This window comes from Vallitalea pronyensis (assembly GCF_018141445.1).
In the GTDB taxonomy this organism is placed as follows: domain Bacteria; phylum Bacillota; class Clostridia; order Lachnospirales; family Vallitaleaceae; genus Vallitalea; species Vallitalea pronyensis.
Window position 1 is genome coordinate 5497839 of sequence record NZ_CP058649.1, and the last position, 13777, is coordinate 5511615.

Consider the following 13777-nt stretch of genomic DNA (forward strand, 5'->3'; position numbering starts at 1 on the left):
CCTTATATTATTCATCTAATCGAATTTCTTTCACATAACCCTGAATCTGACCTTTACTTGTCTTAATCCAATAGTTACTGCCTACCTTAATCATCTGTCCACCACTATCTATATATGGACCGCTTATATTGGCTTGGCAGATAATCCCCACTTCAATGGTTTTTTCTACAGGGTCTTTTGCCGCAATCAGGTTACCCTCTTTGTCTGTTGCCACATAATCGTTATCCCTTATTTCCACATAGTCGATTTCACCTTGCTGGTACTTATTTTGAGAGACCAGCTGATCACCTGCTTGAATGGATGCTGCTATATCTGCTTCAACCCGGTAAGCTTCTGCTACAAGATAGATTTCTTTTTTATTGGAACTAGACCCGGTTGCCGTTTCATCTGTTTTTTTAATAAACCGGTTATAACCCACAAAACCAATAGCTATAACAATAAGTATAATCAGTAAATCGATTAGATTAATGATACCGAATAATCGTCCTTTTTTATCCACTAATTTCATGACAACATTCCTTTCTCTAGACGAACTTCTGTTATCTATTTTCTATGATGATGTTTCAAAATATCTTCATAAATATCAACATGCATACGCGCCATTTTTTTATCTGAAAAATTGTTTTCAATGCGTTTGAATAAGGCATCACCAAGTGCAATACGTAATGCCTCATCATCTGCTAATTTTTCCATGGCATGGGAAAGGGCTTCATAATCCCCATCCTCAAAAAGCAAACCGGATTTGTCATGCTCTATCATTTCTGGAATCCCGCCAACAGCCGTCGTAATGGTAGCTTTTCTATGAAGACCACCTTCTAATAAGGCATATGGGAAGCTCTCACTGTGAGAGGTCAACACATTGATATCAATAGCCCCATGAAAACTAGGGATATTTTTTACAAACCCTAAAAAATGGATTGCTTCTTGAAGCCCATGTTGTTTCACATAGTCTTTGTATTTTTCCGTATGCTTGTCATCCCCATACCCTGCAATCAGAAATTGAATACGGGTATTTCTTTGGCGCACTTTTGCAGCTGCTTTTAGAAAAACAGGAATGCCCTTGACAGGATGAAGTCTTGTGACGATACCGATATAGGTGATGTTTTTGTCATAGGTCAACCCATATTGTTCAAGAAACGCTTCCTTTGTCAATGAACAGGGCTTTTCCTCAACAGCAATGCCGTTATAAGCCACATATATCTTATCCTCTTTGAAACCGCGCTTCACCAGCATGCCTTTAAATTGCTCTGTAATGGCGATAAAATAATCCATACGTTTTAAACTCATATAATTAAGTGGTGTATAGACCATCTTCTTATAGATGTTATTATCAAAATCGGACCGATAGTCACTATGTATGGTAGACACCATGGGAATTTTATATTTTCTTTTAATGAACATACCCAAAAAGTTCGCGCGTGCGCCATGACAATGTAGCAGGTTATAGCCATCTTTTAGGTGGTCAACAAGCTGATTAACAATCTGTAAATTATAACGTTTTTCTTGTTTAAGAATCACCACGTGAATACCTGCTTCTTTTGCCTCTTTGGCAAAGCTTTCATCTAACAAGCACACTAAAGTGATGTCTTCATATTGACTTAATTCTTTTAATAAAGTGATGACATGGGTTTTGGCCCCTCCATCATCGCCTCCACTAATGAGATGTAGAATTTTCATATCGTTCCTCAACCTTCCTATGGATTGATGTTTTTGAACCGATACCCCTTTTATCTATATACTGGGAATCCTGTTCCCTTGATTTCACTTTTATTTGACGTCATTGGTCGCTTTATTCAATATGTGAACAAGTTGATTGGTTAACGCCTTTCGCTCAAAACATTGTATTTTTTCCCAATGTGGATCAAGTGTGACTTGGTCTTGCTTCCAGTCCTTATAGAGTTTTTCCATCAGTTCCTTGATACGCGCCACATTGGTGGTTTCTGAAATATAGCCTGTTCTGGTATCACGGATCACATCTGCTGCAACGCCCTTTGGTGGTACAAGGGCAAGGATTGGCCGGTTGGTGTTCATGTATTCAAACACCTTACCTGAATAGAAATTTTCTGCACCTTTACCTTCACCTATGATGAATAAGAGGATATCTGAAGCTAATAATTGTTCAATACTCTCTCGGTGAGGCATATAAGGTAAAGCTGTCACCATGTCTTCAAGGCCATACTGCTGTTTGATATCCTCCATTTTCTTATTAGAAATATTCCCAATAAAACGTATGACTATATCCTGTCGGTCTATTTTTTCTTCATGAATCAAGCCATGGACAGCTTCTAAAAAGTAATCGGGTTTTCTTCTGCCATACATGGAACCTGAATAGGTAATCACCAATTTGTCTTTTTTCTTATAGCTTTTATCAAGACCTTCAAAATCTTCTTCGTCATAACCATTCGGTATCACATAGGCTTTATCTTGTATGGCATAGTCTTTTAAAAAGTTCTTTAACATCAATGGTGTATTGGTAATAAAGTAATCACAATGCTCCACAACTTCCTTTTCCATATGACGTTCTTTTTCCATACGTCTATTGGAATACCCAATATCCAATATATACGGGTTATTGCTCCATTCGTCCCTAAAATCAACAATCCAAGGTAAATGAGGCATATGTTTTTTCACATATAGACCTAATAAATGGTCACTGTAGGGATAGGATGTGGTGTAAATGGCATCTATAGGGTTGTTTTTTATAACCTCTAATAAACGGTCTTTATTTTTTTCATACCAGATACGGTCTCCGTCAGGTATCAGCAGCTTTCTTGCAATCACTTTGCCTAGGATATCAAAGGGCTTTTTCCACTCACTGAGGTCATAAGCTTTGGTGCGTATTACCTTAAGGTTCTCTGGTAAGTCTTTTAACAAGGACGCGTCCATTAAACCTTGCTGGCATTCCCTGGTAAAAACCATAGGTTCCCAGTCAAAGTCAGGTAAATATTTAGCAAACTTTACACTTCTTTGAACACCTGAACCACCCATGGGTGGAAACTGATTGGCTACCATTAATACTTTCTTTTTCATAAAAATTACCTTCTACCTTTTCCAAGTAAATGTGCATCAAATCCAATGTCTATAAGTGCGTCATGATTGAAGAAATTGGTTGTGTCATAGATATGTTTTTCACGCATACCCTCATAGACTTTCGCCATATCAATATCTCGAAATACCTTATGCCCCACACCTAAAACCACAAGGTCACTGTCTTTGCAAGCTTCGTAAACGTCTTTTTCCAAATACTTATAGTCATGAATGAAGGGGTCATATAAAGCGATGGTGATGCCGCTTACTTCTTCAAGCAGTTTAACTAGCTCGAGAATAGGACTCTCACGCATATCATCCACATCCGGCTTATAGGTCATGCCTAAGATGGTCACTTTTTTATGTTTTAAAGTGCCTAATATCTGACGGCATTTGTCAAAGACATAGGCTGGTCTGCCATCATTGGTCAAGCGTGCTAAAGTCATCATTTGTGCAAGATGTGGATGTTTCTCTACGATAAACCATGGGTCTACCGCAATACAGTGTCCGCCAACGCCTGGTCCTGGCAGGTGAATATTCACTCTTGGGTGTTTGTTGGAGAACGCTCGTACATCCCATGCATTGATGCCCATGGCTTCACAGATGGTAGATAGTTCATTAGCAAGTGCAATGTTCACATCACGGTAAGTATTTTCCATGAGCTTACACATCTCTGCTGTTGTGGCATCTGTTAGGTAAATATCACCTTTCACGAAGGCTTCATATAATTTCTTTACTTTTAAAGCGGACTTTTCATTAATCCCACCCACGATACGGTTATTTTCAACCAGTTCAAAGAGAATCTTGCCAGGTATCACCCGTTCTGGGGAATGGGCCACATAGAGATCTTCTCGCACATGAAGAGATGATTCCTCTAAGATAGGCACCACAACGTTTTCAACGGTATTGGGGGGTGATGTGGATTCTAATATAATGATATCACCTTTTTTAACAAAGGGCACAATGGACTGTGTGGCACTGACCACATAAGATAAATCAGCGGTTTTATCTTCGTTAATAGGTGTTGGTACTGCAATGATATACACATCTGCTTCTTCAGGTTGTGTTGCAGCTTTTAACTTACCTGATGCTACAACTTCTCTTACCATCACATCCAGATAGGGTTCTTCTATGATAATTTCTCCTTGGTTTAATGCCTGAACGACCTTCTCGTTCACATCCACACCAATGATGGGATAGCCATTACTTGCGAACATGGCCGCTGTAGGCAGGCCAATGTAACCTAAACCAAGGACACATATTTTTTGTTTCATGTTGTTCATCCTTTCTGTAAGTAGACCTTTTCATATGGCTCATCAAAATGTCATACCTTCATGTATATATTGAAAAGAATATTCGCCTCGCCATTTCATGGTTTCATCTTTCTTTAAAAATAAAGAACGTCCATTAATGAGATTGAAATATGATTTTTTATAATTAACAGTAAAAGCATAGGGTGTATCTTCTGCCAGATAATGTCCTTTGCCAAGGCCATAATCTGTATCCAGTATAACTTGTAAGCGATGCTTATGTCCTGCATAAACAGCATAGTCTTTTTGTGTGACGTCTTTATGAGCTAATGCTTGACTGGATGCGCCCACTGGATAAGGTGTTTCTTCTGAACTTCTGTAGATGATGTCACCGTCGTGAAAACTGTTTTGTGACTGTAAACCATAATACCTTTCAATGGTACAATCTGTCAATGCTTTTGTGGTCACTTGTACTTGTATACCTCTATTGGTTAACGTGTATGTCACGTGTTCTTCTAAAATATCTTCTTGACTGCCTGTGGTGTTATAGCCTTGTATCCTGTTAACCACCACAAGGCTTACCCCTACTACGGTATAATGGATGGTTCGGGCTGTGGGTAGGGTATCCTGTTCTAATGCATGCCATCCACCTGTAAAATTGGGGGTAACGCTTGATGGTCTGAATCCTTTTCTAACCATATAGGGACCTATCCAATCGGTGCAGGCATCTAATAGTTCTTCTTTTTTTACTTGTGCAAATGCTTCAGCGGTCCATGTATGGTCATGTGGCGTCAGGATGAATTTGGATATCCCCATGAGTTGATTAGGGCCTCTTGAAGCAAATTCAATCCAAAAATTCTGGTCGTGCTTATAGGAGAATCCCATATATACCTTATCTTCATAGGTCAGAATGGCTGCTTTTGATGGCAATCGCTGGAGGAAGCTTTGTCCTACTTGATTGATGTGATTGAATAAGGTCATACATATGATCACAATAAGGGATACGATTCTTAACATCTGTATCAAATCCTAAACTCTTGATTTTATCTTCTTGGCTGGTACACCACCGACGATGGTATAGGGTTGTACATCTTTGGTGACCACGGATCCAGCAGCGACGATGCTGCCTTTACCAATGCATACACCAGGTAATATAACCACCCTTGCACCAATCCATACATCATCTTCTATGGTTACTTCCCGAGGGGCTGTTATACCTTGTTCTATCATGGGTATATCGGTTCTTTTTGTTTCATGATTTTTTGTATAGATAATGGTATCTGGACCCATCATGACGTGGTTGCCTATGGTGAGAGGACCTTGTATGCGTGCGTTGAGTCCGATACCTGATTGTTCTCCAATTGTGATACCTGATCCATTTCCAAAAAATACGCCTTTTTCAATGTTACATGTTTTGGATGCGTGGTCAAATATATGTTGACATAAAAATCTCCTGAAGGGTTTTGCTCCAAGGTTGATGAAGCTGTCGGATTCAGGCATTTTTTTTCCAATGATGTAGTATAGGGCTAAATAAAGTTTTTTTGGAAGGTTCATGGTGGTTTCCTATTTCTTTCTTATTTTCTTGAGCATCTTTATCTCTTCTTTAAGTTCCCCTGTTAGTAGGAGCAGGGTAAAGTAGATGATGATGGATAGTATGATGGTTACAATAAGTATGAGTACGGTGAAGGTGTAGTGTTGGCCAATGATCCAGATGACAGTGCCGAAGGTGGCTGCGCTGAGGAGAATGCGTAGCCATGTTCCAGGCTTTACGTGCCATATGAAAATTCTACGGGCTCCTATAGAACTGAGTAGGAGGTATGTAGCGAAGGATATGACGGTTGTGATGGCTGCGAAGTAAAAGCCATATCGTGGTACTAGTATAAAGTTAAGGGCGATGTTGATGATGCCGCTTATTAAGCTGTTGTATAGGATTGTTTTGGTTTTGCCTGTTAGCTCCCAGGCTTTATTGCAATATTCTGTAAGGCCAAAGAACAGCATACCGATTGCAGTCCAGGCGACGATTTTTGAATAGCCGTGGACTTTTACATCTAAGACCAGATAGGATATGGGTTTGGCCAGTAAGATAATGCCGACGGTGGCGGGAATACATAACATCAGGTAATAACGAACGCCTCCGGACAAGAGGTGTGTGGCTTTTTCTTTGTCTTTTTGCTGCCAGGCTAGGAGTAAATTAGGGTATACAGCCCGCATAATGCCCATGATCATCATCATATAGATAGCTGATGCTAAGGAATAGTTGGCAAAATAGATACCAGCTGCTGCTTCCCCGTGATAGTACTTAATGATGTATCGGTCTGACTGATTGAGTACAAACATGGTGAGGCTTAATCCTATAAGGGGATAGCCGAAATTTAACATGGTTTTTAAGGTTTCCCTGGAAAACTTGCTCATGACAAAATAACGGTGCATGTTCAAACGTAAAAAGATAATAAGAGCAACGCATAGATCCATGGTTCCATGGGATATAAGGATAACGGTGACTTCTTTTTTATAATAAACAGCTAAGATAATGGTTAATATAAGCTTACCTATGGCACTGCCTACAGATAAGAGGAGGTTCAGCTTAATTTTTTTAAGGGCTACCAGCAGGTTAAGCATAATCTGTGCTAAACCGTAGGCTACAAATAAGTAAAAGGCACTGAGGAGCAGTGCATTGGAAAACCATGGGTTATTGAATATCACTAAACCAATGATACCAAGGCCTACAACTCCTGCACAGAGTAGATAGCTTACGATGCTTGTTGTGTAGAGTTCTGCTAATTGGTCTTTTTCTTTGTAGGCATTGACGTAGCGGTAGATACCATGCATTAACCATCCGAGAAGGATGAGGAATGTCACGGCTACCGTTGGGTTGACCAAACCGTATTCACCAATGACTTTTGCTGTAAATAGCTTGGTATAGAGGTTTAAGGTTAATAACCCAACAATGCCTTCAATTAATTTTGCTGGTAAATAAAATAAGATATCTTTTGATATAAATGTTTTTGATGTATTTGCCTTCATATGGCAACCTCACTTTTATCGGATGTATACGTTTTGTTGAGCTGACTATTCCGTTTCAGGGTCCATGATACGGTAGGGTCCCTTTACCATGATGAAGGATTTTTCAACCACTTCTAAGCCACGGCCATCGTCTCTAGGCACGATTAGCAGATGATTCTTAGGGGCAAATACACCCATGGATAGGTCAATACCTGCGGTGACGTCAGCTAAACCGTTGCCAGCATCATTACTAATGATCTTGCCTTTTCCTGCTCTTAATATCAACTCTGTACTGGCACCACAGATAATTTTAGAGCCAGGGTTTGCTTCTATGACAACAAATTCATTGGCAGCATGGTCATCCCCTGTGTTATCATTGGATCCGTTATGCTGATCATCTAAGTGGGTGGCAATATATCGGTCAATGCTTTCGTAAATCTTGGCCATATCCACACCTGTGTCTGGGTCGATGCCGCCATTATTTTGTTCTGAACTAGAACCATTTTGTTTTTTTACTTGTTCGAGTAAATCGGCTATTTGACTGTCTACATATCCTTTGGTTACAAGAGGATCGCCAATGGTACCTGCTTCCCCTCCTGATGCATTAGAAGAGATATAGAGTGCGCCTGTAATAACCACAACACAGCAACATACCCAAACATATATTTTTTTTGCCATATGCAACACCTACTCAATTATTATTTTTGGATATACATTCATTACGTTATACGTGATGTCATCGGGTGTGATTTCAAAATTAAGGAGATAGAAAGCGTCTTTTAAATCCACTTGATTATAGTTATGGACTTTATACCATAAGCCATTCACATCCATGTAACTAATGCCTTCTACATAATCACAATTAAAATCATAACCACTACCATTGATGACGAAGAGGTTTTTCCCTGTTTCTTCCTTGAATTTTTTTAGTACATCATGGAAGAGTTGTCCCTCTCTTTTATCTGAAAAACCATTTAATGGGTTTTTATTCATAGTCATTATAACATGTTTTTGGGGCGTCGCATATAAATCCTTGGTAAATTTTTTCCATTGATTAGCATCTGTTAAGCGCATACCTTTACTGGATGTTGCCAATTCGATAATACGCACATTGGGGTAGTCTTTTACCTGATAAGCGTTTTTCCAAACCACTTGCTCATTGGCTATATCCATTCCACCTAATTCCGTGCTGCCTACAAAAAGGCTAATATCCGATAGGGCATCCATTTTCTCAACCACCCGTCTTTGTATGATATAATCCAGTAAACGATTTTTACCGGCTGTACTACCAAAGACAGACATGGTCATCTTATCACCATGCAATTCCTTGTTATAATGGGGATCAAAGATACCACTGGTTGGTAAAATGAGTCCTGATGTATCACTGATTTCATGTACTGTTAAGCCATCAAAGCCCATACTCCAAGTGCCTGCTTCGGAAGCACGTAAGCTAACGGGATAGATGCGTTGAAGCTCTATAGGATAGGTCATGTTGTCTGGCAGCTTTGCCGTTACATATTGCCAGCCTGTCCAATCCACCTCATTAGCGAAGGACACTTTATGCTCTTTGCCAGCACCATCGATGATTTTACCTCTTAACCAATGCCCCATACCGTTACCATTAACCCATAGACCTAACTTGTTAATGGGTTGATTAAACACATAGGGTTTTTGAAACTTTACATAGGCCGCTTGGGTACCTTCTGAAGCATTGAAGGTATAGTCAAGCTTAATAGAGTTATTGCCTTCATAGCCTTCATTTATAACACTGGCTTGTGCAACCACTGTGTCTGGATAGACCACTGCCTCCACACCGGTGTTGGTATCAAAGGAATCAATGAGCTTTTGTTCCCTAGCAACAACCACGTAGCCGTAGACATTGGTACCACCTATGCTGCCAGTGATTAAGCTGATGCCTTCTTTTTCCGCTACGAATTGTCCCCCATCATTAAAGGAACCCACTTGCTGATTCTGTAATTGCCACTTAACGTTTCTTACATTCACTTTTCCACGATAACCGTCTCGATCAATACCCATTATGTCATATTGGACGGATTCGCCTGGTTCTAGGAACGTAAACTTTTTATTAATTTCCATGGAAATAGGCTCTAACATACACTGTACATCAATTTGGGCCGTTACGCCATTATACATTGCCGTTAAGGTACCTTTTCCTTCTTGGTCAGGATAGAATATATGGTTATTCCATGTGCCGTTGATGCCTGTGGTCTCCCAGGTGATTTGATTCATATCAATGGCAATGGGATTATAATCCTTGTCATAACCAATCACTTGTAACGTGATGGGCATATCTTTAAAAGCTCTTGTGGTATTGGCCGTTATCTTCATTTCTGCTAGTTGGCCGACAGGGGCTGTTGATACAATCCCAATACCATTGGGTATTTTACGCTGTATGCCACCAGATGGTTTATTTAAGACAGCTATCTGCTGATAACCTAAGGGGCGTCCCACCATGGTACTTGAACCGCCACCATCCAGATGCATGGCTTCGTATAAGCCTTTATTCAATAAGATCTTAGCTAAATCCACTTGGTCCACACCAATACTAGAGCCTCGTCCATCAATGACGACCATGTACAGCTTATCCTTTGCTTGGTTATAGCCAATGGATGTCCGGGGTGCTTTCTGATTCTTGGCATAGAACATACCGCCTGTAGCCGGCTGACCAGCTGAAAGCACTTTGGTACCGCCGCTAATGGCCAGATTCATGCTGTCAATAGCAATATTGGTATCGATAAAGTGGGCAATCTTCGTACCCACTGGAAATCCCTTGAAACTATAGAACGCCGTCTGCTCATCCATGATGATAATAAACCCATTCTCAGGGACTGTCACTAATTCCCCTGGGGCAGATTGGTAGGTCACCACGTTATCCTCGATGACTAATTTACACATACCTGGATAACTTGCATCGAATCCAGCTGTGTCCACCATGGTTGTCCGATCATAGTAACTGGGATGCTTCACATTAATGAGTTTATTCAGTCCTGTTACATAAAGCTCTTTGCCTTCTTCACTGGTCATGACTAACCGCATGGAAACGAAATCAATCAATGGCTGATTGTTAATGTCCATGATAAAGGAGGCCCAATCCTTGGCATCACCACCATTGAATTGGTGCTTACCAACAATACTGCTGCCCTTCTCATATTCAAATCCTTGAATATCCGTTGGGTTCTTACGCATATTAAAATAATCACCATTGACAGCAGCAATGACGCTGTTTTTGGTTGCTAGGTTGGATAGGGTATCTTTGTTACCGAACCTTTCTGTATCACGTAATACATCCACTTTCACATATGGATTATGTAAGTCAATTTCTAGCGTATGTACATCCAGCCACCCTGCTTCTGTCAGTCGTGTATCCTTTTCGTACATGACACCGCTGGCAATGGGTTCTTTTTCCACTGTTTGAAATAAAATGTTGTTAACACTGCTTCCATAGATCATGGCGGTGTTGGCTATCAATAGACAACACACCAACAAGAACTTCTTCATGATTCCCTTCATCTTCTTCATTCATCCCCTTAGTACGTTATGCTGGTTATTATGCTATCATCTATCTAATAAGCCGATTGATCTGCCATACCAATAATAATGACGATGTCTACCCCTTCTGGTAGATTTTCTGGCTGGAGTGCTATATCTGGCTCACTAAAATACGCTGCTAAATCTTCTCCCATACCCTCATTTGGAATAATGATTTTCGTTTTTTGTGGTCGAGCATTATGGTTACCGATAGAGCTCACTGTATAACCATCGGATTCAAGTTTCGCTTGGGTTCGACCTGCTAAACCTTGCTTACCTGCTCCATTAAGTATCTGTATGTTTAACCCTTTACTACTAATAGGTTCTGGCTGATCAGGTGTTGTTTCCTCTGGGTCCTTATCCCCTGTATCATCTGTTGCTGGAGTCGTCTCAGGTTGTTCCACGGTTGTAATGGCTTCAAAAAGCTTGGCTGTTTCTTCTTTATCGTACTCAAAGAATTTACTGACATCTCCTCGACCTTGTAAGCTATGAAACTCAATCTTGTCCACGGATAGATTTTGAATATGCTCCAGATAATTCATCAATTGATCAAAGTCTGTATCCACCTTTGCCAACGCAAGGGTACCAATACGTAATAAGTTCTTTTTGTTGTTTTCGTTTAATACTTTTTCTAACACAGCCACCATAAAATCATGTTGGACCTTAATACGACCAATGTCACCGTCTGGATAACCACGATTATTGTTATCTTTTCGCCAACGGATTAACTGTTCTGCTTTTGCACCATTAAAAGGCTGAGTACCTGCTTCAATATTCACATAGAAATCTTGAACAGGGTCTTTGTATGTTAAAGCTTTGGGCACATGAAATTCAATAGGTCCTACAATGTCAACAAGGCCACGAAAAGCGGATAGATCCACTTTTACATAATAATCCACATCAATATCAAAAATCTCTTCAATGACTTTAACGGAGTTTTGATTGCGCTCTTCCACACGGGAATGGCTTGGTACCTCATTGATTTTTATCTTTTTTGCTACTTTCTTCCCTCTGCTTTTAAAATCGTTATATATATCCGTTGGTAATTCAACACCTGTATCCCTTGGAATGGACACAATGTTCATTTCTGAATTAAGATGATTCAGTGTCGCAATCATGATCACGTCTGTCCGGTAACCATCTTTATCAACACCAAAAATAGCAAATGTAGTTAATTGTTTTACCGGCTCTTGTGCTTCCCCATCGTTGGTCTGGGATGATTCATCTGTATCCTGACCTGAGGGCACATTGAGATTATCCCCACTTACTTCCTTAGCTTTTGATCGATTAATGAGCATATATGTACCTGTTGCTGTTCCAATGATTAATGTAAAAACAACCACACATAACGTAAAGACTTTTAGAAACTTCGTTAATAGTGATCCTTTGTTATTATTATCCACGTTGACCCTCCTAAATATATCTTTTGTTTGTCTAACCCAAAATACCTTCTATGTGCATGAGATCGTAACTTAATATATCCGTGTCTAACAGGCTTGTACGGATACAGGCTTGCACTGGTAACGCATATATTAAGCTACCCACTCCCTTTTATGGTTTATAGGATATATCCGATGACGTGCTCTGGTCATTAACTTCATCAGACTCTGTGTCGGTTAACATATCCTTTTGAAACAAATCATCAATGGTTTCTTTGGCTTTCTCTCGGCTCCAGACCTCAAACCACTGTCCATCTACTTTTTTCCCAGAAGAGGGTATAATAGCCATGTTATCCCCACTTAGTAATTGGGTCAAGTCTTGATTAAAGAGATAATCCACGTACTTGGCAACCACCAAGTAACCAAAATCCGTCTTCACTAGATCATAAGCTGTAGAAGCCAAATCTTTAATTTGTTCAAAATCTCTTATTTTAAGTATTTTATTGCTCATGGCAATTAAAAAATCTTGTTGAATTTTAATTCGCTGTTTATCCGGTGCAGGCACACTTTTTTTGAACCTACGGTTTCTCACCAATTGTTCTGCTTTATCACCATCAAGGAGCTGTAAGCCTTCTTGTAAGTCAATGTAGAGATCTTGGTAATCATCACGATACCACATTCTTTCCGGTACATAGAACTCTACGCCTCCAATGGTATCCACTAAGTCCTTAAAACTGTCAATATCAATGGCTGCTGTATACTCAATATCTAAGCCTGTAATTTCTTCCGCAATATCCCGAATGACCAAAAGGGCTTGTTCGTTCCAGCCAGCAAGGGAGTACACTTCTGTTAATTTACAATATTTTATCTTTAATTGATTCTCTTTCTTAATGGTATCAAAACCATCTTCTCTAAAATCAATCATCAAATCTCTTGGTAAGTTAATAATCTTCACTTCATTGGTATCTGTATCAAGATGAGCGACCATGACAACATCTGTTAACCCTTTGGATTTGTCAAAACCAATGATTAAGGCATTGGCAGATGGGGGCTTGGTATTTACCTCTATGTCATCTTCACCATCTATGTTATCGTTTGTATCGGTTACATCAACTATGTCAGGTTCCTCTTCTTGCCCTTTATCCGGGGTATTAAAGTCACCCGCTAGTACAATACCAACAGTAATCAACAAGACGGCGGTCACCGCTATGATTAACATTGGTAAGGGACTAGTCTTTTTATTTTTGTTCATCTTACTACCTCCTATAATCAACTAATATCATACCATAAAATTATGACAAACCGTTAACATTTTTTAAATTTTATATTTCAATTCGACTACAATCACATACTATACCATTTTTTACGCGGTTTTATATGGTTTTTAATTCAATTCTAATGTAAAATTAAGCAATATGGAAAATATTGGCGTCGAACCTTTCGCTTATAAGGAAACACTATTGATTCCCATGTGACTTTCATGTATAGTAAACATAACTAACATTTAGTTTCCCCAGTTTTACATGAAAATATATACCTTGAAATAAGAACATTATGGGTTTACAACTG

General features: G+C 39.6%; 10 protein-coding genes and 1 pseudogene. All 11 read right to left on the reverse strand.

Translation table 11 applies throughout. The features are described from left to right. Positions 1-7: 7 nt before the first annotated feature. Entirely contained in the window at positions 8-508 is a 501-nt protein-coding gene (locus HZI73_RS22995; protein ID WP_212695675.1) for a DUF4330 domain-containing protein, read from the reverse strand. A 35-nt stretch (positions 509-543) separates the two neighbouring features. Continuing rightward, positions 544-1677, reverse strand: a complete 1134-nt coding sequence (locus tag HZI73_RS23000) for a glycosyltransferase family 4 protein (RefSeq protein WP_212695676.1) — start codon at positions 1675-1677, stop codon at positions 544-546. Between the two features lie 90 nt (positions 1678-1767). Then, positions 1768-3030, reverse strand: coding sequence for a glycosyltransferase (locus tag HZI73_RS23005; protein ID WP_212695677.1), 1263 nt, complete (start codon positions 3028-3030; stop codon positions 1768-1770). 5 nt (positions 3031-3035) lie between these two features. Next, positions 3036-4301 (reverse strand): nucleotide sugar dehydrogenase, encoded by a 1266-nt coding sequence (locus HZI73_RS23010; RefSeq protein ID WP_212695678.1) that lies wholly within the window; start codon positions 4299-4301, stop codon positions 3036-3038. A gap of 42 nt (positions 4302-4343) precedes the next feature. Continuing rightward, positions 4344-5294 carry a hypothetical protein gene (locus HZI73_RS23015; protein ID WP_212695679.1) on the reverse strand — a complete coding sequence of 317 codons (951 nt, stop codon included), beginning with the start codon at positions 5292-5294 and terminating at the stop codon, positions 4344-4346. Positions 5295-5306: 12 nt separating this feature from the next. Next, positions 5307-5468, reverse strand: a pseudogene (locus HZI73_RS26900) (DapH/DapD/GlmU-related protein); the annotation flags it as partial. Between the two features lie 372 nt (positions 5469-5840). Next, positions 5841-7301, reverse strand: coding sequence for a lipopolysaccharide biosynthesis protein (locus HZI73_RS23025; protein ID WP_212695681.1), 1461 nt, complete (start codon positions 7299-7301; stop codon positions 5841-5843). A 45-nt stretch (positions 7302-7346) separates the two neighbouring features. Continuing rightward, entirely contained in the window at positions 7347-7958 is a 612-nt protein-coding gene (locus HZI73_RS23030) for a hypothetical protein (protein WP_212695682.1), read from the reverse strand. 9 nt (positions 7959-7967) lie between these two features. After that, the gene (locus HZI73_RS23035; protein WP_212695683.1) at positions 7968-10820 is read right to left on the reverse strand and encodes a phosphodiester glycosidase family protein; all 2853 of its coding nucleotides are present in this window, start codon (positions 10818-10820) and stop codon (positions 7968-7970) included. Positions 10821-10864: 44 nt separating this feature from the next. Beyond that, positions 10865-12232: an LCP family protein gene (locus HZI73_RS23040; protein ID WP_212695684.1), complete on the reverse strand. Its 1368-nt coding sequence runs from the start codon at positions 12230-12232 to the stop codon at positions 10865-10867. A gap of 148 nt (positions 12233-12380) precedes the next feature. Beyond that, positions 12381-13460: an LCP family protein gene (locus tag HZI73_RS23045; protein WP_212695685.1), complete on the reverse strand. Its 1080-nt coding sequence runs from the start codon at positions 13458-13460 to the stop codon at positions 12381-12383. Positions 13461-13777 lie beyond the last annotated feature (317 nt).